Consider the following 21,851-nt stretch of genomic DNA (forward strand, 5'->3'; position numbering starts at 1 on the left):
GAGAGTAGGGAACTGCCAGGCATCAAATTAGAAGTATGGCACTGACTTTCGAGGCAGTTCACTACTCGATAGAGAGTAGGACAAAAGCGAAAGCTTTTGAACGTTGCGCAGCAACGGCCCGAAGGGTGAATCACGAAGTGATTCATAAACTGCCAAGCATCAAATTGCAGTAAACCGGGATGAATATCCGGGTGGTGACAAAGAAATTCGGTGGAGCGGTAGTTCAGTTGGTTAGAATACCTGCCTGTCACGCTCGTTTTTGGGTGTCTCAGGACATCCAGAAAAATGAAAAAAAGGTATCGCTATCAATGCGGTACCTTTTTTTTCGTCTGTATGTGTCCCTCCCGATTTCGGGGAATCCGGCGCAAAATGGCCCACGAATTGGCCCACGCACCGGAAAGGGGAAATTTCGTAGGCCAATTTTTGTTTTTTGGCTGAGAAATGTTTGCGGATACAGGACATTACGTCATTCCCGTCGCTCAACACTGACGACAACCAAAGGAGTGAATGATGGCTATAACCCGCCGCCTGCTTACCGCCGCCGCAGTACAAAAAGCAAAACCCGCTGATAAAGATTATGACCTGCCTGACGGACACGGACTGACGCTTGCTGTCCGTACCACGGGTAAAAAAATCTGGCGTTTTCGTTACCAGCGCCCGAATTCAACCGCCCGTACCAATATCACGCTGGGCTATTTTCCTGCTATCTCACTGGCCGCTGCCCGTATTCTGCATGATGAATATCTCGGTCTGTTGGCTCAGGGGATTGATCCGAAAGTGCTGGAGCAGGAGACCGCAGAGCAGGAAAAGAAAGCGACCGACAGTCTGTTTATCAACGTGGCAACAAAGTGGTTTGCCATTAAAAAGACCAGTGGTATCTCGGCGATCCATGCCGACGATATCTGGCGCTCGCTGGAGAAAAATGTTTTCCCGGTAATTGGTCAGACATCGGTGACGGAGCTGAAAGCACATACCCTGATTGCGGCGCTTGAGCCAGTGCGTGCGCGTGGCGCGCTGGAAACCCTGCGTCGCCTGACGCAGCGAATTAATGAGGTGATGATTTTCGCCGTTAACTCCGGTCTGCTGGATGCCAACCCGGCGTCAACCATCGGGAAGGTGTTTGAGAAGCCGAAGAAGCAGCATATGGCGACTATCCGCCCGGAGCGTCTGCCGGAACTGATGCAGCGCGTTGAATGCACCAACCTGACTCTGATGACCCGCCTGCTGATGAAATGGCAGTTGCTGACGCTGGTTCGTCCGGCAGAAGCCGCCAGTGCGATGTGGTGCGAAATCGACATGGAGAAAAAGCTCTGGACTATTCCGCCTGAGCGCATGAAAAAACGCCGTGAACATCAGGTGCCGCTGTCGCCGCAGGCAATGGCGGTTCTGGAACTGCTTAAGCCTCTGAGCGGGCATTCCCCGCTGGTCTTCCCCGGCAGGGTGAAGCGTGATCAGCCGATGCACAGTGAAACCGTTAATAAGGCACTGCGCCGGATGGGATATACAGGGGAACTGGTTTCGCACGGATTGCGTGCGCTGGGCAGTACCGCGCTGAATGAAGCGGGATTTATGCCCGATGTGATTGAGGCGGTACTGGCGCACGCTGATACCAATCAGACGCGGGCAGCATATAACCGCTCCACATACCTGACACAGCGGGTGGAGGTAATGGACTGGTGGGGTGAGAAAATCAGTAACGCTACCGTGCAGCCCATTAGTGTGCCTCCCGCAGGAAAAGAAAGCCTGTAATTCCTGACGGGCAAAATGAGGGCGTGGTTAACACGTCCTCGCTTTTTATAGAAAACAATCACTGCATAATGATGGATAAATAGGGATTATCCTCCGGTACACTATTGCCGAAAATTTCTTCCGGTTTATCCAGTAAATAACCTTTCACGCGGCGGGTTTTTCTTGGTCCCCTGACTTCGCAGACGAATATATTGACACCATCCGGGCCGCGCTGATGCAGCTTTAATTTCTGGAATACCTTCTGTACCCGCTTCCATTCGTCGCCGGTTGAACCAGTTGTTGTTTTTATATACAACTTAAATATCTCCGGTGATACCAGAAAAACTTTTCCTTCCACCATATGTACCCGCGCCATCGTATCATTAACGATGATTTTACTGGCCTGAATCCCTGTTTTTAACCAGGTTACAAAATCAGTGCCAGGTGGTGTGATGGCTTCATCATTATCTGTACGTGTTTTACTGGTTTCTGACAGTTCGCGATAATTCGTAAATGTGGCGACGGGGGCGGTTGATGGCGGTAACGGCGATGAATCCTGGTGGACTGGCTCGGGTGTATCGTTATGTCCTGGTTTTTCTTCTGACTGAATATTGTCTGCCGCTGTTTCTGATCCCGGCAGCGAAAAGAGGGAAAGCGTCAGATCGGCCAAATCATCCTTCGGGGGGATAACAGTAGCCGGTGCGTGACTTTCTGTACTTATCTCTCTCGCCTGAACATCCGCTGGTGTGACCTGTCCGGCAAACAGAGGGGGGCGTTCTTCCGGCGTATTCCAGAGCCTCGCGGGTGACAGGCGTAACAGAGTCAGCGAGCAACCCGGCGACCAGCCGCTGTCAGCACTGATGGCACACGACCACACCGCTTTTCCTTCAGGTGTCGGGACTATCAGCCCGTGTGACTGCATTTCATCAAACAGCCGCGTATTACTGTCCGGTACGCCGGTGATGCCCTGCTGCAATAGCCAGGCGCGTATCCTGTCCGCTGTGGTTTTACTGATAAGCCACAATGCGTCCTGCGTAAGCCAGCCATCGGAACCTGAACTTGCATTGCTTAACTTAAATTCAGCCTGTACCAGTTCACGTAACGCAATCAGGATTTGTTTCGCCAGCGAGGGTTGCGGGCGCTCCAGGGCGGAACTGGCATTTGCTCCCATGAACTGAGCCACCGAGGCACGATCCGCCTCCTGTACCAGTTCGCCTAAAACTCCGGCCCGGTCGTAATGACCACTGATGCAAAGCAGAAAGGAACTATATAATTCCCGGTATTGTGCCAGCCAGTTAAGTGCTGTGGCCGGCAGGATTTTTGCTGCAAGCAGGCTTCCTGCCACCGGATGCAACTGGTGGTCACGATTTTTACGGTATTTCAGGCGATAAGGGACATTCAGCGGCTGCTGCCACGGATACCACGGCTGGTTACTGCTGGTGATGATGCCAATGTCGGTGATCGCTTTCCCTGCATCATGCAATAACGCGGCGTAGATAATACCCGCCGTCCAGGCTTCGGCCTCCCTTGCCTGGTCTTCCGGCGCGGCTCCTGGCGGGAGCAGATGTCGCTGGCGCAACTTTGCTGCAAATGCCATCACTTCCAGAGTGTGATCGAGCAACCCTCCGGGATATGAATGATGGTGGTATTCGGAGGCCGGGAGTAACTGTACCAGTCCGGCGAAACGTGCGACAGGAACCCGGTAGAGTTCATCAAATAATTTGCCGGACAGTGACGTGCGTTGCCAGATAATTTTCAGCAGTTGCTGACGTAACGGTGTGGACAGCAGCGTGTCAGTGGATTGGGGATACAGCCAGCCATCGCCGGGCGGTGCTTCCTGCGGCGATGGGGGATTTTCTGGAGCAGGAACGGTTTTATCCCGCGACAGCCATTTTAATTTTGCATGAATGCCTGTTTTCATGAATGCCTCATATCATTTATTCATTCTGTGCCAGAACGCATAACATTCCAGCAGAAATGCGGTGATGGTTTTCCCCTGTTCGGTCGCGGCGATTTTTATTTCCCGGTGTAACAGTGGATCGATGCGGATCTGAATGGGTTTTGTGTCACCACTCCTGTTTGCTGTGGTTGTGACCTCCAGCGGTCGTGGTATAACCGGAGAGAGTTTGAGGGCGGGCTTTTTTGCCATAGCAGGGACTCCTGATGTGAAAAGCTGAAATCATGAAAGACGATATTCCCGTTTTCATGATTTCCTGGCCGTCAGGCGCTGGCTTTAGCTCTGGCGCAGATATCATGAATGATGTTTCGTGCGCGGTGGTTCAGCGTTTTCCAGGAGGTCTCAGTAATGGAATATCCCGCATCAAGCGAGATGCTGTAGCCCGGTCTGAATGTAAGAAATGTACCGGTGCAGGCAAACTGCCAGGCGTTGATGGTCTGGATTGCGGCACGGCCTTCGGCCTGACTGGGCGCTTTGCCGACAACATACAGCAATCGGTTATGAGGAATGCCTTTATGTATCAGCTCGTGGCCTAACAGCAGCGAGGGTTCAAGGTCGTCGAGTGACGTGCCTGTAGCAATGACCACCAGACTGGACTGACGGGCAATATCGAGAGCGGAAATATCAACGAACGGGCGGGTATCGACGACCAGGCATTCATAGTTACTGGCCGCTTTTAGCGCCACATCGTGGCGGCGGTAGACGCCTGTTTCCACGGCGGGAGATATCCCGGTATTATCACGCCTTTCAGACCATTTCGCGCTGGTCTGTTGTGAGCTGTCCAGGTCTGCGAGATGTGTTTTTTTGCCGGAACGGGCAAATTCGACAGCGGTGGCACGGGCCAGTGTCGAACGTCCCACACCGCCTTTCTGACTGAGAAAACTGATAATCATATTATTGCTCCTGCATTCATGAACTCATGAGAAATGGAAAGAAGGAATGCAGGCGCAGTGTGCAGAGAAATAAATTCCTCAGCCGCAATCAATTAAAATACCGCGACGAAGATTTTAAAGCAGGAAGTCATGTTCTGTGAGGACGGCCCTTTGGGTTTTCGGCCCTTTAGGGTAAGCCTGTTACCCTTAAAATCCATTGCCCTTGCTGTTTCCCTTTGTTTTTGCCCTTTGCAGCAGCGTTCAGGGAAAAGGCAATCAGGGCATGAGTGGAAATCGAACACAATAGAGGGGGCAAAGGGCGGGGCAGCGCCGCAGATCGTCGAATAACCCGGATGACAATGTACGGCGCGTAATAGCAGGCATCAGGTTGTCTTTGTCGCAGGCTGTCGCAGCAAGGACTCACGATCCAGCCGCCTGCCATTACTGTCGTAATAACGTCCCGGCCAGATATCAGCAGCATCCACACCGATGGCGTGGGCGATTAATTGCTCGCCTTTCGGCCAGGGTCTGGTCAGCGCATTCGCCAGCGTGGAGGAGGATAGCCCGGCTCCCCGTGACACAGCCGCCAGGCTGGTGCCGCGCTTGCGCAGTGCGGCGATGATATCGGCGGGGTGCCAGTCGTTTTTTGTCACTCCTTTTACCTCCGTTGTTGATTATGAGTCACAATTGCATGTTAACACGCCTTTATTGTGACTCATAGTCCGTGGAACAATAATCAACAAAGATTGATGCTGGCAGAATGGAAAAGACAGGATCAATCAAAAAAACATTAGGCAACCGAGTCAGATCGCTTCGTCTTGAGCTGGGGCTATCTCAGGAAGCTTTTGCTGATAAATGCGGTATCGATCGTACCTACATGAGCGGGATAGAGCGTGGGGTGAGAAATCCAACGCTTATCGTTATCTGCGCGATTTCTGACGGTCTGGGAATGGATCTCAGCCACTTGTTTATGTTTGACAATGATGAGCACTGATTAATGGAATGTGACTTATAGTCCGTGGTCTGATAGGCAACGAATCATCATATTACCTGGATGAAAAATACATCCAGTATCCAGGCGCTGTTTGGCGCACATCTTAAAAAACTCAGGCAACAATCTGGCCTGTCTCAGGAAGCGTTTGCCGATAAATGCGGCCTCGATCGCACCTATGTAAGTGGCATAGAGCGAGGAGTCAGAAACCCTACGCTCGAGGTAATCAGCATTCTGGCGAAAGGACTGGAGATAAAGATCAATGTATTATTTGAGTTCGGGTAAGCCATCATTTCTCTGGCCCATTAATGAAAAGTATATTTCATGAAATCACGAAAAAAGAATACCCTCCGGATGAAGGGTATTCAGGTAATGCCATGTTTAATGGTATGACGTAAAATAATACGTTTTATCCGGACTGGCTTTATAAGCCCGTTCACAGTCATCAATTTTGATAGCAGGTTTACCCGAGTGGATATTAATACGACGGGTTAAGGGCTCATCAATAAAATGTTCAGGCGCGGGTTTACAGCCGTCACGCCCGTTTTCTGTGATAACGGACTGTCCGGCAATACGGCGAATACGCACGGTCGATTTACCATGCAGACTGATAACCTGGTAAAAGCAAATATTGGTTTGTTCATATCCCCATTCAGAGACAAAAATATCATTAACGGAAACCGTACCGTTGCGAAAAATTAATGATGGCATACTAAATTCCTGCCCGGCGGGCATTGAGTGATTTATGAAGGAGAGAAATAAGAAAAATCGTGTTATGCAGCTACGACCTGTTGAGACGCCATATCCATTTGCCCGTGTTCGGCAAATGACCAGTATTCAGTACCAGCACTGATAATAATATGGTCCAGCACCCGGATATCCAGCAGGGATAGTGCCATCTTTATTCTCTGCGTAATAAGCAGGTCTGGTTTACTGGGGTAAACCTCTCCGGAGGGGTGGTTATGTGCCAGTATGATGCTGTTTGCGTTCAGCAACAGCGCCTTTCTGGCAATAACCCGTGGGTGTACTTCAACGCTGGAAAGACTGCCGCTGAATAATTTTTCAGCTGCAATCAGTCTGTTCTGATTGTCCAGAAATAATACCAGAAAGTGTTCGCGATCCTGTTCCCATAGTTGCAGGCGCAGATAGTCAGCAACGCTGGAAGGGGAAAAGGCGTCAGGTAAATTTTCTGCGGCTATCAACTGCTTTTCAACAACTTTAATGGCGCGACTGATAAGCCGCTTATCCGCAGCGGAAACGATATAGTGTTGCATAGGGTCAGACATAATGAATACTCCATGGGCAGAGTAATAGATAATGAGAATGAGTAAATTGTTTTGGTAATAATATGCAGGGTATTTTATTCGGAAAGCACAATATTATTGAGAATGTGGTTCCTTTCTTCTTCCGTGGTAAATTCATAACGTATCCCGGCGGGATATTCCGGCGTATGGATATCAGCGACAAAATTGCGCGGTTCTTTAAAAAGCCGGGCAAGCTGTGCGCTGTGTTTATTAAATACGTATGTTGTGGTGATATTGTACTGTTTCATGACCTCTGCAAATCCGGGAACGGAAGTGAGATTGCGACTGGTCATTTCCTGCAACAGGAGCCGGATGGTGTGAAGTTGTGTCATAGCGTTTACTCCGAAAATCGGTATGTGAAGGGAAGCGCCAGCGTAATACGCCGCTCGTTTTCAGGCGTCTGAGCATTAAAGGGTGTGAATCGGAGTTCACTAACGGGCGCTGCGACAGCAGCAGATAGCGAATTGATTATGGTGTAACTGTCAGATTATTCGATAAAAAACTCATTTTACGAAGTGGAAGTTGTTGTCCGGGTGCGGTTTTAGTGGTAGTTTTTTGCTCAGGTTTTATTCAGTACAGGATGTGCAATATGAAACAGAACATGGGTTATCGCCTGGGTCGGTATGTACGCTGTTTTATGGACCGGGCCAGTGCCGGGGAACGGGCGCTGCAACGGCGTGGGATTCCGTGCTGGATGACAAAAATTCCCCGCTATTTGCTGATGGTGGCGGCAGCCGGATTGTTGCTGACAGGTGCATTTTATCTGTTCTTTATTCTGGTTGTGCTGGCGCTTGCTGTGCTCTTTTTATCGGGGATTTCAGCGGACAGTGAAAACGACGAATGCCTGACTGGTTATCATGCAAGGGGGCCACAGGGCCCCGGAAATTATGTTGCAGGCAGGAAAGTTGGTGATGATGACGAGGATCTTTTTTTCTAACCGTTTTTACCTCCGGCCATAAGGGCGTTAAGCGCTTTCTGGGCAATTTCTCCGGCTTTACCTCCGGCCTGCCCTGCATCGCGAACGCCAGTCCTGGTCGCGCCCTCTATTACACCGCCCAGCTTTATGCCCGCCCAGCTCAGTGTTCCCATCCAGAAAGCTGGCAGGACCAGGAACATACTGCCCGTCACGAACAATAAAACGATATCATCCTGGGTATTCTGCAAACCGACCAGATTCCACGAACTGTGCGTATCGCTGCTGTACAGCATGTCGATAAGCACGCCGTCCAGCCAGCGGGCCAGCTCCCACCAGAACGTCAGGAACATCAGCGCAAACTGCGCAAATGTCAGCGTAATCACGACTTTCAGGTTATAGGCAGAAAACACCGTCACCAGCGGGATACAGATAATCAACGCCATTAACAGCACAGCCTGCACCATCGGCAATGACTGGCGTATGGAGTCAAACGCCGGAAACGCTGCCAGCGAGGCCAGCGACTGGCCTGCCGTTGCACCAAGGCTGGTGAGGTCATTCGTCACCGTCGGATCAATATTGCCGCCGAACCCCACATAGACACGCCCGTTCTGCGATACTTCCATATTGCGCGGGCTGACCAGCGAGCGCAAAACCGCCTCTTCGTAGTTTTCCTTACTGTATGTCAGTTTCTGAAACGACTGCCAGACGTCCGGCTCCACCTGCGCCAGCAGACGGGGACGCAAACCCGTGTCAGTATCCGACCACCACTGTTTGCAGGTAGGGTAACCGCCAGTACCGGTGTCAGGAAGTCCGGCGTCCCGGCTGTTGTCATACGACCAGGCGCTTCGCGGAGAACGGGCATGGTCAGTGTCGTAATATCCAGCTTCGGTGAGAAAACGGCGGGAGCCGGGCCAGTCAATATCTCTGGCGTCATCAGTACCCTGCAACGCCACACCCCGTTGTTTAAGACGTGCCAGCGACGGGGCATAACACTCCTGCACAAAATCGGTGAGTTCCTGCCCCAGCACCGGGTCATTAATGCGGGTGTGCTGCACCTCAAAACGCAACTGTCGCAGGTCGGGCTTGCAGGGCAGCGTGGCGGAGGCAGCGCTCACCATACCTTTGGACACCACATGCACCAGATACCACCACACCGGCACCGCCGCTGTTTTACCACTGACTTCGTTTACCAGCGGCGCATAACCGGTCTGTTCCGGTTTAACGGGCACCAGGTAATTGCACTGCTTTGAGCGCTGGACGTCGTATGTAATGTTGGTGAGGTCGATATTGAGCAGGGGGACGCAGGTAAACATCATCACCACCAGTGAGGTGTAAACGGCGTTTTCCATCCAGGCGAGCGTCAGTCCGCCCGCATCACCTTCATCCACGCCCTGTTCGCGGGCTTTCAGCCACAGCGATATCAGCCGGAATAACAATGGCAGGGTAAACAGTCCGGTGGCGGTGATGGTGTGCCAGATACCATTATTGATAAGCCAGCCCAGCAGGGTCAGCGCGTACTCCAGATAGCTGTGCGCAGTCATACCGTCGCCTCCCATTGCAGCAGATTGCTGATTTCACCCGTCGCCAGTAGCACCAGTGACCAGATGGCGGCGCGTTTAAGATGCCGGAAGGCGACCGGGCTGCATAACCGCAGTTGAGGGGAAACCACATACCACAGCCCGGCGGCGATGGCGTACAGCGCCAGCCGCCAGGCCAGCAGCAGCCAGCGCCCCCGGTACAGTGACTGTTGCAGGTTCAGTACGGGGGCCGCGAACTGCACCAGCAACCAGACAGCAGCGCCTGCAAACAACACCGCCGCCCCGGTAAAAAAGACTTTCCTGAGTCGCATTTGCTATTCCCCCTTCGCTTTGCTGAGGTCGCTCATGCGCTTACTTTCATCGTCTTCCACCTGGGTGGCGCGGCCCTGCGTGATATCCCGTTGCGCCTTACGGGTGAGGATGACGGTACTGGCATTGTCAGCAAGCGAGCGGCGGAGTTCCATTTCCAGCCGGAGCTGGTCCAGTTCCCGGTCAAGCTGCGCCGTCGTCAGGTTAAGTTGTGTCTGCGCCTCCTTTTCGGCGGCAATATTGGGTTCGCGCATTCCGGCCAGCAGGGTGCGGCGCGCCATCAGCGCCTGCTCCAGCACGCGGGCCAGCGCCATCTCGCCGGACAGACGCTGTGCAAGAATATTTGCATCCTGGTCATCGCGCAGGGCTTCCACCACGCCGCGCGTCAGTTGTAACTGCCCGCCACTGGCTTTTGCCAGATTCTCCGGGGTGGGTTTTACAGAGCCGTTCACCAGGTCTGCCAGCGCACTCTGGATTTTCTCCTGTTCTTCCTCTATTAACGGCGACAAACCCACGCCCGCCTGTGCGCCGGTTTTCGTTTCACTGCTGCCGGAAGCGTCGTTATCCGGGGCGACGTTGATGGTCTGCTCACCAGCGACGCGCGTCATCCATTTCGCAGCATCCTCCGGCTTTGTCCAGGTCTGACAGAGTTGCCCCTGGCACTGCGAGCCACTGACGCTGCTGGTTTCAGTGACGCCGCGCTGGTTCAGAATATTGTATCCGGCAGTTGTGGTATCACTGACGAGCTTTATCGGCTTCTGACCGCTGCCGCCGCGTTTTTGCCCGCCCACCCAGGTTTTCCCTTTACTGGCGGCCTCTTTCTGTAGCTGTTGTTCCGCGCGTACCGCGTCCTGCTCCCCGGCAACAATGGTCTGGTAATTCTCGGTTTTTGCACTTTGCGTCCAGGCAGAACCTGCCGAAAAATCTGTCATTTTTTCCGCCATTTTCTGACAGGTCAGTTGCGATTTATCGAAATCGACTCTCGCCTGAAGTACGCCGTTGGTCAGCAGGTCGTAGAGCTGGGGATTGGCGCGCTGGATTATCATCGCGGGCAGGCTGGCGACGGCGGACGTCGCGCTTTGAATAACCTGCCCCATCATCTGCTGAAAACCGTCCGTCACACCGTTAAGCTGGTTGCGCACGGTGGTGTTGATATCAAAATTGCCGCAGATTAAATCTGCGTTCCAGCCTGCGCGCATATTAATGAGCTGGGTGTTACGCCGCGTCAGCGCAGGGGTGATGACGGAGCCGCCGCCAATCTGGTAATACAGCGAATCGGCAATTGCCCCCCGTTTGTCGATTCCGTAATTACTTTCGGCGGCCTGTGCGCCGCGGCAGAAAACGCCGACCAGCATAGCGGCCAGCGTCATTGCTATCGGGTGTTTCATCAGAATTAACCTCCGGTGCTGCCGAGAAAGGTCTGCCCGCGCCGCTGGCAGCAGGAATAAGGTCGCCAGAGCGCCCAGGCGTAATCACCACCCGCGTCCAGACGGTCAGCGTAAGTGCTGATAATGGTACGGTCGGGGAAGATGGCGCATGTCATGCTCATCTGCGGAGAGAGCATCTGCCAGGTGTGATTGCCGGGGATGCCCTCGATGACTGGCACTGGCGGCCAGTAGCCGGGACGTGGTAGTGGAACCAGCGGCAGATAAACATGAAGCTCCCCGGCACGGGTGACAATATCCGCCGCGCGCTGTGCGACGACAGCCCCGGCTTTATAGTCGTGCGTCTGCCCCAGTGCGCCGGTACGCGGGTACACGTTGCCCCATAAATCACCGGGCTGGCCGACTTCACGCAAGCCCGGCGTCAGCGCCTCGGGATATAGCATCTCCGGCACGCCACTGCGCCAGACAGCCATATCCGTGACGCTGAGAAAATAGGGCTGAAACGGCACTACCGGGCTGCTGCAACTGTAGCCATATGCGCTCAGAAAACGCAGGAAGGCTTCACCGCCAGGATGACCAATAGCCGCAGCGTCTTTGTAGCGAATTTTGGTTTTGGCGTTCGTAATGCGGGGGTTGGTATCGCCGCCACCGAATGTTCCTGCAACAGCGGCATCGGTGAGCGACATCTCCGTCCACGGATTATCGCCCGGTGTCGAATAGGAAGAGACGACCAGTTCAGGAATATTGTGCTTCACCTTAATGGAGGTTTTTACCGTACAGCCAAAAGGGGTACACAACAACCAGTAACACAGTCCCACCACCCGGTATTGCAGGCAGGCGGGCGACAGTGAAGACGCAATAATCTGCGGTGTGGTGATTGCAACGGCAGGCAGTGTGACTGCCAGCAGAGGCAGGATGAATGAGCGACGGACTTTCATCGTTGCTGCTCCCGCCAGTCATCGAGCTTTTGCTGTGCCAGTTCAGCATCCGTTGTGCCATACACCACATAGCGGTCATCAAACACGACAGCGGGGAGTTTTTTGATACCCAGAGTATACGCATCCAGTAGCGACTGGTATGCGCGGGTCAGGCGGGCTTCCTGCGTCTTCCAGTCGGGCTGCTGCATCCGTAAATGCGCCTGCTGTTCGGCCTGCTGTGGATTTTGTGACAACACCGGAAACAGTAACTGTTCCAGCTCACTAACATTTTCCAGCACCTGCACCAGAATTCCCGGTTCAGGGTTAATTATCGGTTGCTGCGCGGTAGTATAGATAACGGTCTGTGCCGGAGTGCCTGCTGCAAAAAATAAAACGGGTATAAAAAGGAAACGTAATCGCATTCTGTGATGCCCCCTGAGCGTTGACTGATTCAGGAGGATTTAACGCAGAACGGTGAAATGAGGCAGTAAACAACTGAATATGTGACGACGAAGAATTCAGTAAAACTGAACGCCGTGGGTGGTATTATCTGTGAACGCCGTGGCGCGCAGAACTGAATCGCCCGGTGCTGAGTCTGAAAGCCAACCATAAAATAAGGACATATGATGCCGTTCTCACATCTTCCGCTTGCAGATCAAATTATGGCGGCAGCAGCTAAACATAACGTTCAGGCAGGCGAGCCTTTGCCGGTGGCGGTATACGATTTATTCCTGAAGGAAAATCCGCAGCAAATCGGGGATGCGCTGACCGAACTGTATACAAACGGGTTTCTGGAAGATGCCGGATCGTATGAGGTGGATCGACTGACACAGGCCGGGGCAGATTATATCTATGGTGAGTAAAAACCGCTGGTGACCGTCGTTAAAGGGGGGGGGATTCGGCGGTGTAAAATCAGGCTGACACAAGCGCGACCAGAGTACAGGTAATCAGAAAGGCAACGAGAGGAAGAGGGGAATGACCATTCGGTTGTCACACCAGAACAAATCTAGCCTTCCCGTTACCGTTAGCCTGAAAGAAAAGCAGCCTCACCCGATCTGACGGAAGAGGCTGATGGTGAGTGGTGATTATTCTGTCAGCCCCCGCTTTTTATCCAGCGCCCGCGCCACCTGAATCGCCGCATCCAGCTCGCTGATGTTCTGCTCCCGCATCAGTTGTGCTCTTTCTGCTTTTTCGTGTTTTTCCGTCATCCCCAGCGCCAGATACAGGCCCGGAGGAACAACCCGGAACAGCGCCTCAATCTTGCCCGCCAGCACCACGCCCTCAGTATATTTTCCCGGCGATTTACTGGCGGATAACAGCAGTTGCTCCTGCTCCGGCGTCAGAATTTTAAACCGCTTCAGTTGTTCCACTTCTTCCGGCGGCATCACCAGCAGTTCCCACCACTCAATCATATTAAGCAGCTTCTTTGCGTCGTCCGGAAAGTCACTTAGGTTCTGGGTTGCCAGCCATAACCAGATGCCGAGCTTTCTCCACATTTTTGAGCCTTTGGTCAGGAATCTCGCCAGCAGCGGGTTAACCGTGATGATGTGCGACTCATCGGTGATATTGACGATGGGCCGCGCCAGATGCTGGTCGCGTTCGCCGAGGTTGTTGATGTGATTAATCAGCGATATATAGGCGATAGCAAGCTGTGCTTCATAACCTTCACGCGCAAACGTCGCCAGATCAACGAGCGTGATATCCGCATCCGGCCACGGTTTACTTTCGCGGTTAAACAGCTCACCCTCAAAACCGGTACAGAACATCCCCATCGACTCGGCCATTTCATAAGCGCGGGCGCGGCGATTTTCCGGCAGGGCCGGGTCTTTTGCCAGGGTAAACAGGGCGTCGCGTACATCCTGCGTCAGCGTCTGGCGTTTTTCGCTGTAACAGGTGGTGGCGGCATTGATGATGGACTGGCGGATCATCGCGCGGTCTGGCCGCGTCAGTCGGGCATCCTCTTTCACCTCACCTCCAGTAATCATCAGGCGGGCGGTGATCTCCATCTCGCCCAGAATATCGCGCTGATCGTCGCCCTCCAGTGCGGCGCTGTCCTCATCATCAGGAATATCCGCGCTGACGGGCTGCTCCACCAGTCGCCAGGCGTCGGCAAACAGCGGCAGGGTGATGCCGGAACCGGGTTTCAGGCTGATTTTATTGACTGTCAGACCGTGGCGTTTCGCGTAGTCAGCCATCAGGCCAAAGCTGTTCCCGGCTTCAACGATAAACAGACGTGGACGGTGCAGAGCCATCAGTTGCGCGATTTTGCCGTTGAGCGTCGCGGACTTACCCGCACCCGTGGGCCCCAGTAACAGCAGGTGAGCGTTAGTGGCGCGATCCGCTTTATTCAGTGGATCAAAATCCAGCGGCGCACCGCCCCGGTTAAAATAGCTGATGCCGGGGTGCCCGGTGCCGGTTTCACGCCCAAAAACCGGCAGCAGGTTTGCGATGTGCTGGACAAAATTAAACCGGGTATACAGATGGCGCTTATCCCGCGCCGGATCAAAACAACACGGCAGCCAGCGCAGCCACGCCGCCAGCGGGGCCGGGTCGTCCGCGTCCTGTACCGGAACCAGCCCGGCGTTCAGCAGTACGCTGTTCAGCTCGCGGGTCTGCTTATTCAGTGCCGGGATATCCTCCGCGCTGAGATAAAACGCCAGCGTGCTGCGGTACATTTTATGGCCTGCTTTCAGCCACTGCCGGACATCCAGGCAGTCTTTTTTGGTGTATTCAGAGTCAATGTTCTCACCAATTGCTCGGTCAGACAGGCGATTGAGGTGCGCTTCCAGCAGATCCTGGGGGTAAATAATAAGAGTCATTGCCATAATGACCGATTCCGGCAGTAGATCGGTGAGCGCATTCAGCGCATCGCCCCGGCGCTGTTCGCCGGTCAGATGACCGGGGGATGGCGCGCGGCGCAGCCGGTCCACCACTACCGCCCGGTGAGGTCGGTTGTCCAGCCACCAGACGCCGTGCTCTGTATCCGAGCGAGATTCACTGAACAGCAGGCTTTCGGTAAAATCCGTGAGCACCGGTGGCGTACCATCATCCTGCGTATCCGGCTGCGTCACCGTGCGGTAAAACGCCCGGCGATCATCGCAGTCAGGGGCGGGATTCAGCCAGCGCGTGAGCCAGCGACGCACAGCGGTTTCGTCCAGTCGCTGTACTTTAAGCCCGGCCCCCGCCAGCGCGGAAATCAGTCGTTCACAGGTATTGTTCAGTGCCAGTTCGGGCGGCAGGTCGCCATGTGCGCTTTTTGCGGGCCAGTAACGGTAAACCACCATCCGGATCTGCTGTATCTGCCCGCGCCAGGGGGTTTTCGTCACCTGGTCGTCCACAAATAATCCGCCGGAACGCGAGATGCCGTTCAGGTGACGTTCCATCTCAGACAGCCAGGCCTCACTGAATGCCGAGCCTCTGGCCGCAGGTGTGACGTAATCACGCAGCCGCTGCATATAGCTGCTGAGATCATCCTCCATTTGGCTGAAAAATTGCACCACCCAGGGATTATTATCCAGCTCATCAAAGCTGTCCTGAAGCGCATCTTTGACGATATCGCGGATACCGGCCAGATACTGTGGCGAGCGCCCTTCGGTGCCGACGGGTGTGATGCTGTAAATGGCGGCAACGGAGCGCCCGTCATCCAGCAGTAATGTTTGCGAATCGCCCTGAAACTCCACCCACGGCAGCAGGTCGGCAAAGGACGGGCCTTTCTGGTACGCCGCGTCGGCGGCCTGTTCGGTCAGTTTCCCGCTGCGCGGGCGGGCCGTTGAGGTTATCATCACAGTGCCTCCGTGCGTTCACCCGGCAGCGCGTACCGCACCTGCGTATATAAAGGGAAGACGGTGGAATATCCCGGCACCGGCACGCCTTCATCGCCGGACAGATGCGGGAAGATGTACATCACCATATCGGGATTGGGCAGACGCCGGAACTGTGACTGCACTTCATTTGCGGCAGTGCGGGTATAATTCTGTTGCTCCTGTACCGGAACTTCCGTCAGCGGACGACGGAGCTGACTGCGGGCGTCCGACAGCGTATTACCGCCACCGCTGCGCTGTCCCCAGATACTCAGCATGGTGGTGTTCTCATCCACCGGCAGCAGGGTTTCCTGGGATGTACTGCAACCTGTGACGGCCAGAGCCAGAAACAGGGAAATCATCACGGCAGGTTTCATCAGTCAAGTCCTCCGGTAGTGGCGGATGCACGGGAATATTTCACTTTGCGGCCCTGAGTTTCGTAATCGACGGCTATTTGCCGGGTGATATGAATGGCAACGGGGTGGCCGGGCGGCACATAGACAGCATCGAACATCTGGCCGTAGCGCTGTTTAAACCAGTCGGCACTCTCTTTCAGCCCGCCGCCCAGCGCCTGACCGAGCACATACTGACCACTGCTGCCGGTCAGTGCGGAGGTGACAGAGCCACCGTCTACCGTAGTAGTGGTCTGCCCGTTCGCAAAAGCGTCTGCCGCCGCTGCCGAGCCTGCCAGCAGAAACTGTGAGCCGATATATTCAGCAGCGTTGGATTTGCGCTCACCGGGGATACACGGCAGACCGTGCGGGTCGGAGAGCCAGCCAATTTCACTGCCCTGCGAGTTGTTGCTGTCGCTGTTCGCTTTTTCGGTGGACTGCGGCACAGTACGAACAGTACCGTCGCGGAAGACAAATGTGATGGAATGAACGGTTCCCCTGACGCATGAAAGCGTCCAGTCGCCCGATGCCGTACCCGATATCACGGCCCCTTCCACGTCAGGTAACTCAATCCCGTTAGCAATCAGATTGTCGCGCCCGATAAGCACTTTAAACGGGTACGGGTCACTGACCGTACCGTTGATCGGCACCCGTCCCAGCAGGGCGGTCATTGCCACACTGCCCGTTAGGGTGCTGTTTTCTGGCAAGGTATAGACCGGGACAACCACCGCTTTTGCTGTGCTGCCGGTTGCCCGCTCGCCCTTCGCCTGCTCCAGAAAGATTTTCTTCTGCTGGCTGATGGCGTTATCTCCGGCGTTACCGAACACCAACGGATACTGCATGCTGCCCGGCTGGCCGGGTTTCCTTGTCTGAACGGCATCGGCAGGCTCCGTCCAGCGCACTGCGCCTGCCGGAACGCTCCCGTCATCCAGCCCCAGCCCCGGCGGCATATCGCTGCTTCCGGCGGCAGGCCGCTGTTTCAGAGTTAACTGCTCCAGTTGCGACTGAAACTGCGCCAGCATGGATGACTGCTGTTTCTGCAACTCGTTGCTGAGATTATCTTTCTCCTTATCTATTGCGCTATTGATGCGAGTTTCGACATTAGCGTCCCGCTCGCGCAGTCGCTGGTTTTCTTTGACCAGCGCCGTGCTGCTCGTGCGCAGCGCTTCCATTTCACTCCGGTATTCCTTCATCTGCCCGACCAGGGTCGCCACCGTATCGCGCGGCGTGTCGCCATCAATGCCCAGAGCTTTCAGCTCGTCGTCGGTCAGGTCGGCAACGGCGGTACTGTTTTTCTGCGCCACGCCGTCAGGCGAGGAACGACAGGCTTTAAGGGTGATAAATCCCGCACCCAGCAACAAAACCGGGATCAGCAGTTTCAGCAGAGGGCTGGCTGTCATGCGCATTATTTCGCCTCCGTCTTTGTCTTCGGCATTTTTTCCGGCGCAGGCGACTCTGGCAGGATGGCGTCATCTGCATCGCCCTTCGTGACCAGATAAACGACGGTCGTGTCTTCAGGTGTACCGTGCGTGCCAAGCCAGGTATGCTGGAAAGTGGCGGTGAGGAAGTCGCCCTGTAACGTGCGTGGATCAAGGTCGATGCGCTTCCCGTTGCGGTTTTGCAGCTTAATTGCCGTCACGGTGGTGTCATCCAGCCGCCATGCAGCCAGTGGTGTTGCCGTAACGGGTTCGCCGGGCAACAGCGTGGTGATATTCCCGGAAAGGCGCACGGAAACCGGTGCAATACCGTCCACTGACTCCACGGTACGTAACGGTGCATAAAGCATCTGCGCCGCGTAGCGGGTAAGGGCGACGGGACGCGGGATGGCAGGCTGTGGCATGGCGTCATTCAGCGCGTCGATGTCATCCCCGGTTGTGCCTTCTTCATCTTCCCCGGCACCATCAATGTCGTTGCGCCAGACCGCCTCGTCATAACGGATTTCCAGCGGCTCCAGTGCGTCACCTGCACTGGCGCTGACGTCCAGCAGAACCAGTTCCCCGCTCTCCACGTCGGATAACTGCAACCGTGCTTCCGGGAAACCTTCTTCAGCCCGCAGATATACCGTACCGCCGCTGCTCTGGATACGCAGTTTACCGTCCAGTGCCGCAGGCGATCCCACGCGCACGTTGCGGTTAACAAAAATGACGCGCTCATGCCCGGTATGCAGCGCCACCGGCAGCGGTAACCTCTGCCACTGCACCAGTTCCGTTGCACTGACGCTGTGGCAGAACAGTAACGGCAGGGAAAACAGGCAATATCTGAATCTGAAACGCTTCATTATTTTTCCTCCGTTGAGGTTGCCGGTGTGGCGGCTTCGAGCTTCTGCGGCGGTGCGGCAAAGCAGTCAATCGCCAGCCCCCAGGGATTCTTCTCTGCATCAACGTCGTAGCGCACCACGCGTAACGGATAACGAACCAGCGCACGTTTAACCGGCTCGGCGCGGTAATACTCATCCACGGTCAGATCAAGCGTGACGGTCCAGCGGTCACGGTCATGGATCTGAATGCGTCTGTTGTTAAAACCACGTCCGGGAATTTCATACACGCCGCGAACCCGATCGCGCAGTTCGCCTCTGTCCCGCCGTTGCCGGAAGTCCTGGTCGAGCTGTGCGCTGCACGCTGGCGTCAGGTACGCGGCTAAATGCGTCAGATTGCGCGGATAGTCCTCCTCGCCGTTCACCGGCCAGCGGTTAAGCTGCTGAAAGATGTAAAAGCTGAACGCATAAACCTGGCCTGGGGGGATCTCCCACCAGGCGCGGGTGCTGCCGGTACGTAAGTCGGGGGGATTGTGGATGGTCAGCCGCTCCGGCGCACTCCGCCAGCCGTACCACAGGGCAATGCAGACCAGCAGCATCAGGGCAATCACCAGGCGCAGCGTGGTGATATGGGCATCGCGCGCCGCCAGCGCATGTTTAAAGCGGCTCATGATTTGCTGCTCCGACGGATTGTCCAGATGGCGTTATGCTGTACCAACCGGGGATTGCCAAAACCGCTGCGGGCCAGCCGCGCTTCCAGCGCCTGATACAGCCAGGTGTCGGGCTTACCACGTTTAAGGCGGGCCAGATATTTTCCGCCCGCCATGACCGTAAGCGTGGCACCTGCCAGCGCCCCGGTCGGTATCAGCGCCCAGATACCCAGTATCACGGCGGGGAAAATTCCGCACAACAATCCGGCCAGCAGGCCGGAAGACAGGGCGATAAACAGCTCTGTGGTGGTCATGCCCCTGAACACCACCGGCTCACGGTTAAGCCGATCGGGCAGAAATTCGATGGTCAGCGTCATCACAGCACTTCTCCGGCCTGGGTAAGCAGCCAGATAGTGATGACGAGCAGAATGGCACCAACGCCTGCCATCGCCCCCAAATCCTTCCAGGCTTTACGTCCGTTCTGAATTTCGGCATACGTGGCGATACAGGAGTTGGCGACGACAAGAAAACCGACAGCGCAGATAGCCAATGACATTAAAATTACCATGTCATAACCATAATTCTTCAACGTGTCCATGATACCGCTGCCCTTGCCGCGCGACGGGTCTTCCATACTTGGCAGGTCAGCCCTGGCGGTTACAGAAAAGGCAATAACGGAGGCAATCAGCGCGCGAATACACATTTTTTTATTCATGAGAACTTCCTGTGGTGTGATGAATTAACTGAGAACTAACCAGAACGTGACGAGCAACAGCAGGACAGTACGGGCAACCTGACCGCCGAGCTGGCGTAACGAAATGGAGCCAGCGGCAAACGCTCTGTATCCACGCAGGCACACCCACGCGGCCCACATAAACAGTGCTGCACAGAGCAGGCTGAGAAACAGCAGGTTCACGTCAGCCGGTTTGGTTGAGCTGCCCGCCTGAAAGGCAGAGATTTGCTCCGGGGTCATTGCGCGGCCTCGGTGCGGTAACGGGCGGGAAACGTTGCGACGGCACGAGGCTGGGCGCGCACCGGCGTCAGGTACTGGCTGATGCCTTCACGCATGGCGCGGATATCGGCATATGCCTGTGGATAGTCAAAGAAGAAACGCGCGTTCGTGGCAACAGAAGCCTGCGCTTCGGCACGTCTGAGGGTGGATTCGAGGATGTTAAGCTGGGTCATCAGCAGCGAGAGATTCGCCTCTTCAGACGCGGGCGCGGCCTGTGCGGCAGTCACCAGCAGGGAGGCAGACAGAAACATTAACGGGAGTATTTTCACGGTTCGGTTCTCCGGGCATAAAAGGGAGAGTGCCAGCGTGCCGGAATAGATGACCGCATTCAGCAATCAACTCATTTTCCCGGATGAAGTTTTTGCAGAATATAAAAATAAAAAATCCCTTCTCCGGAGAAAAGGGATATAACGACAGACGCTATACAGGGAGCAAATTACCAGCCAACAGTAAACCCGACGGTTCCGCCAACATTATGCTGCGTGTCCAGTGCAACCTTTGTTGCCACTGTGGTATTTGAGGTAACATTCCAGAAGCCTCCGGCTGAAATTGCCTGTTCACCGCCGTAGGTTCCCGCTGCCACCCCAAAATTAAAGTTATAATCGAACCGCTGTGGAATACCGCTCATTGCCATTGCCCCGGCGATACCCGCTTTCGCCTGTCGATTGTTTTCATCGATTTTATTATTCAGATGGTCAACGCGCCCGTTCACCTCGCTGATTTTATTATCAGTGTAATTGACTGACTCATTAAACCGGTTGTCGGTGTAATTATTTGCCTGATTCAGCGTCTTTTTAGATGAGTTATCTGTATATTTGGTTGAATAAGCAATAACATACTCGTTACCCTCCTGTATTTTTGAGTCAGTGTAAATATTGGCATTTTTTTCGGCTGTGGCTGCTTTCTCTTCTGTATATTTACGATCTGCGCCGGAGATCGTATTTGTATAATCGCGGGCATTCTGCTCTGTCTGCGCTGCGACAGCATCGGTGTAGTTGCGGTTGGCTGCCGAAGCAGCATTTAACTGCCCGACATTCACCGCGTCAGAATCTTCCGTTCCTGCCGCCACGCCCGTTATTTGTCTTTGCAGATGCGCATTTCCGACTGAGACCGTATTGTCGCGGCTGGCCTCCGAATTAGCCCCCAGCGCCACGCTGTTTTTTGCCGTTGCGCTGGCCCCGGCGCCCAGTGCCGTTGAGTGATCGCCCGTCGCCGATGAATAGTGCCCGCTCGCTGTTGACAGCCCACCTTCAGCCCTTGCGCCCGCACCTGTCGCCGTGGCCCCGTACTCTGTTGCCCGTGCTCCGGCCCCTGTCGCTGTTGTTAATGTGCCCGTCGCGTTTGAACCCGCACCTGTTGACGTGGACATATCTCCCGATGCGGTCGCGTAACTTCCTGTCGCCGTGGATTCTACAGCGGATGCGTTTGCGAAAAATCCGGTTGCCGTTGACGCCTCAGCTGATGCAGATGAATAACTCCCTGTGGTCGTTGAATAATCACCACCTGCCTGAGAAAATGAACCTGTGACGGTCGATCCATAGCCAGATGCCTCTGAATCCGATCCTGTAGCTGTTGAGCCATAGCCAGATGCTTCTGAATCCGATCCCGTAGCGGTCGAGCGATATCCGCTGGCAATCGTGTCTTCACCGGTGGCCGTTGAGTTACCGGCAATGGAATAAGACGAGAAAACAGCAACCGACAGGATAATGCCGGAGTTTACTGACTTCTGAAAAAATCGGGCGTGTATTCTCATAACTGTATTTCTCCTGGTTGAGAAATACAAATAAACAGAAAGTATTCACATTCTGTATAAAAAACCAAAACCT

Annotated in this window: 27 protein-coding genes; 5 read left to right on the forward strand and 22 right to left on the reverse strand. The window is 54.6% G+C overall.

What is annotated here, in order from left to right:
* Window positions 1-510: 510 nt before the first annotated feature.
* Window positions 511-1,749, forward strand: a complete 1,239-nt coding sequence (locus FDX19_RS01660; RefSeq protein WP_137381384.1) for an integrase domain-containing protein — start codon at window positions 511-513, stop codon at window positions 1,747-1,749.
* A gap of 58 nt (window positions 1,750-1,807) precedes the next feature.
* On the opposite strand, the gene mobH is transcribed toward FDX19_RS01660, so the two are convergent.
* From mobH to FDX19_RS01680, 4 genes are all read right to left on the reverse strand, one after another.
* A complete protein-coding gene (gene mobH / locus FDX19_RS01665) occupies window positions 1,808-3,649 on the reverse strand; it encodes a MobH family relaxase (protein WP_137381349.1) in 1,842 nt (613 codons plus the stop codon).
* Between the two features lie 12 nt (window positions 3,650-3,661).
* Window positions 3,662-3,877 carry a toxin-antitoxin system HicB family antitoxin gene (locus FDX19_RS01670; RefSeq protein ID WP_137381350.1) on the reverse strand — a complete coding sequence of 72 codons (216 nt, stop codon included), beginning with the start codon at window positions 3,875-3,877 and terminating at the stop codon, window positions 3,662-3,664.
* Window positions 3,878-3,948: 71 nt separating this feature from the next.
* Entirely contained in the window at window positions 3,949-4,578 is a 630-nt protein-coding gene (locus FDX19_RS01675; protein ID WP_137381351.1) for a ParA family protein, read from the reverse strand.
* 362 nt (window positions 4,579-4,940) lie between these two features.
* Window positions 4,941-5,210, reverse strand: coding sequence for a helix-turn-helix transcriptional regulator (locus FDX19_RS01680; protein WP_137381352.1), 270 nt, complete (start codon window positions 5,208-5,210; stop codon window positions 4,941-4,943).
* Between the two features lie 107 nt (window positions 5,211-5,317).
* On the opposite strand from FDX19_RS01680, the gene FDX19_RS01685 reads away from it, so the two are divergent.
* Together FDX19_RS01685 and FDX19_RS01690 are read left to right on the forward strand one after the other, a co-directional pair.
* A complete protein-coding gene (locus tag FDX19_RS01685) occupies window positions 5,318-5,551 on the forward strand; it encodes a helix-turn-helix domain-containing protein (protein WP_137381353.1) in 234 nt (77 codons plus the stop codon).
* A gap of 60 nt (window positions 5,552-5,611) precedes the next feature.
* Window positions 5,612-5,833: a helix-turn-helix domain-containing protein gene (locus FDX19_RS01690; RefSeq protein ID WP_137381354.1), complete on the forward strand. Its 222-nt coding sequence runs from the start codon at window positions 5,612-5,614 to the stop codon at window positions 5,831-5,833.
* Between the two features lie 96 nt (window positions 5,834-5,929).
* Here the strand turns inward: FDX19_RS01690 and FDX19_RS01695 are convergent, their stop codons facing one another.
* From FDX19_RS01695 to FDX19_RS01705, 3 genes are all read right to left on the reverse strand, one after another.
* The gene (locus FDX19_RS01695; RefSeq protein WP_137381355.1) at window positions 5,930-6,259 is read right to left on the reverse strand and encodes a hypothetical protein; all 330 of its coding nucleotides are present in this window, start codon (window positions 6,257-6,259) and stop codon (window positions 5,930-5,932) included.
* Between the two features lie 62 nt (window positions 6,260-6,321).
* On the reverse strand, window positions 6,322-6,834 hold the full coding sequence (gene radC, locus FDX19_RS01700) for a DNA repair protein RadC (protein WP_137381356.1): 513 nt from the start codon (window positions 6,832-6,834) through the stop codon (window positions 6,322-6,324).
* A gap of 74 nt (window positions 6,835-6,908) precedes the next feature.
* Window positions 6,909-7,184, reverse strand: a complete 276-nt coding sequence (locus FDX19_RS01705; protein WP_137381357.1) for a hypothetical protein — start codon at window positions 7,182-7,184, stop codon at window positions 6,909-6,911.
* 257 nt (window positions 7,185-7,441) lie between these two features.
* Here FDX19_RS01705 and FDX19_RS01710 point away from each other — a divergent pair, with 257 nt between their 5' ends.
* Entirely contained in the window at window positions 7,442-7,789 is a 348-nt protein-coding gene (locus FDX19_RS01710) for a DUF3742 family protein (protein ID WP_170974328.1), read from the forward strand.
* Here the strand turns inward: FDX19_RS01710 and FDX19_RS01715 are convergent.
* Genes FDX19_RS01715 through FDX19_RS01735 form a run of 5 tightly spaced genes read right to left on the reverse strand, consistent with a single transcriptional unit; the run spans window position 7,786 to window position 12,339 of the window.
* Complete coding sequence (locus FDX19_RS01715) at window positions 7,786-9,309, reverse strand: conjugal transfer protein TraG N-terminal domain-containing protein (protein ID WP_137381359.1); 1,524 nt, start codon at window positions 9,307-9,309, stop codon at window positions 7,786-7,788. The genes FDX19_RS01710 and FDX19_RS01715 overlap by 4 nt on opposite strands.
* Window positions 9,306-9,617, reverse strand: a complete 312-nt coding sequence (locus tag FDX19_RS01720; protein WP_137381360.1) for a hypothetical protein — start codon at window positions 9,615-9,617, stop codon at window positions 9,306-9,308. Before FDX19_RS01720 ends, FDX19_RS01715 begins: the two co-directional genes overlap by 4 nt.
* A gap of 3 nt (window positions 9,618-9,620) precedes the next feature.
* A complete protein-coding gene (locus tag FDX19_RS01725; protein WP_249357509.1) occupies window positions 9,621-10,970 on the reverse strand; it encodes an integrating conjugative element protein in 1,350 nt (449 codons plus the stop codon).
* 38 nt (window positions 10,971-11,008) lie between these two features.
* Entirely contained in the window at window positions 11,009-11,938 is a 930-nt protein-coding gene (locus FDX19_RS01730) for a TIGR03756 family integrating conjugative element protein (protein ID WP_137381361.1), read from the reverse strand.
* Window positions 11,935-12,339, reverse strand: coding sequence for a TIGR03757 family integrating conjugative element protein (locus FDX19_RS01735; RefSeq protein WP_137381362.1), 405 nt, complete (start codon window positions 12,337-12,339; stop codon window positions 11,935-11,937). Before FDX19_RS01735 ends, FDX19_RS01730 begins: the two co-directional genes overlap by 4 nt.
* 201 nt (window positions 12,340-12,540) lie before the next feature.
* Between FDX19_RS01735 and FDX19_RS01740 the strand changes: the two genes are divergently transcribed.
* Window positions 12,541-12,780 carry a hypothetical protein gene (locus FDX19_RS01740; protein ID WP_137381363.1) on the forward strand — a complete coding sequence of 80 codons (240 nt, stop codon included), beginning with the start codon at window positions 12,541-12,543 and terminating at the stop codon, window positions 12,778-12,780.
* Window positions 12,781-13,002: 222 nt separating this feature from the next.
* On the opposite strand, the gene FDX19_RS01745 is transcribed toward FDX19_RS01740, so the two are convergent.
* The 10 genes from FDX19_RS01745 to FDX19_RS01790 all read right to left on the reverse strand — a co-directional run bounded on the left by FDX19_RS01745 (window position 13,003) and on the right by FDX19_RS01790 (window position 21,808).
* A complete protein-coding gene (locus FDX19_RS01745; RefSeq protein ID WP_137381364.1) occupies window positions 13,003-15,699 on the reverse strand; it encodes a conjugative transfer ATPase in 2,697 nt (898 codons plus the stop codon).
* A complete protein-coding gene (locus FDX19_RS01750; protein ID WP_137381365.1) occupies window positions 15,699-16,094 on the reverse strand; it encodes a TIGR03751 family conjugal transfer lipoprotein in 396 nt (131 codons plus the stop codon). The genes FDX19_RS01745 and FDX19_RS01750 overlap by 1 nt, the downstream gene beginning before the upstream one ends.
* Window positions 16,094-17,515, reverse strand: a complete 1,422-nt coding sequence (locus FDX19_RS01755; protein WP_137381366.1) for a TIGR03752 family integrating conjugative element protein — start codon at window positions 17,513-17,515, stop codon at window positions 16,094-16,096. The genes FDX19_RS01750 and FDX19_RS01755 overlap by 1 nt, the downstream gene beginning before the upstream one ends.
* Complete coding sequence (locus tag FDX19_RS01760) at window positions 17,515-18,387, reverse strand: TIGR03749 family integrating conjugative element protein (protein ID WP_137381367.1); 873 nt, start codon at window positions 18,385-18,387, stop codon at window positions 17,515-17,517. The genes FDX19_RS01755 and FDX19_RS01760 overlap by 1 nt, the downstream gene beginning before the upstream one ends.
* Window positions 18,387-19,034, reverse strand: a complete 648-nt coding sequence (locus tag FDX19_RS01765; RefSeq protein WP_137381368.1) for a PFL_4703 family integrating conjugative element protein — start codon at window positions 19,032-19,034, stop codon at window positions 18,387-18,389. Before FDX19_RS01765 ends, FDX19_RS01760 begins: the two co-directional genes overlap by 1 nt.
* Entirely contained in the window at window positions 19,031-19,390 is a 360-nt protein-coding gene (locus FDX19_RS01770; protein WP_137381386.1) for a TIGR03750 family conjugal transfer protein, read from the reverse strand. The genes FDX19_RS01765 and FDX19_RS01770 overlap by 4 nt, the downstream gene beginning before the upstream one ends.
* Window positions 19,390-19,716: a TIGR03745 family integrating conjugative element membrane protein gene (locus tag FDX19_RS01775; RefSeq protein WP_137381387.1), complete on the reverse strand. Its 327-nt coding sequence runs from the start codon at window positions 19,714-19,716 to the stop codon at window positions 19,390-19,392. The genes FDX19_RS01770 and FDX19_RS01775 overlap by 1 nt, the downstream gene beginning before the upstream one ends.
* Window positions 19,717-19,752: 36 nt before the next feature.
* Window positions 19,753-19,986, reverse strand: coding sequence for a TIGR03758 family integrating conjugative element protein (locus FDX19_RS01780; RefSeq protein ID WP_137381369.1), 234 nt, complete (start codon window positions 19,984-19,986; stop codon window positions 19,753-19,755).
* Entirely contained in the window at window positions 19,983-20,294 is a 312-nt protein-coding gene (locus tag FDX19_RS01785) for an RAQPRD family integrative conjugative element protein (protein WP_249357508.1), read from the reverse strand. Before FDX19_RS01785 ends, FDX19_RS01780 begins: the two co-directional genes overlap by 4 nt.
* Window positions 20,295-20,461: 167 nt before the next feature.
* On the reverse strand, window positions 20,462-21,808 hold the full coding sequence (locus FDX19_RS01790; protein WP_137381371.1) for a YadA-like family protein: 1,347 nt from the start codon (window positions 21,806-21,808) through the stop codon (window positions 20,462-20,464).
* Between the last annotated feature and the right edge of the window lie 43 nt (window positions 21,809-21,851).

The sequence above is a fragment of the Citrobacter sp. wls619 genome (assembly GCF_005281345.1).
Lineage (GTDB): Bacteria > Pseudomonadota > Gammaproteobacteria > Enterobacterales > Enterobacteriaceae > Citrobacter.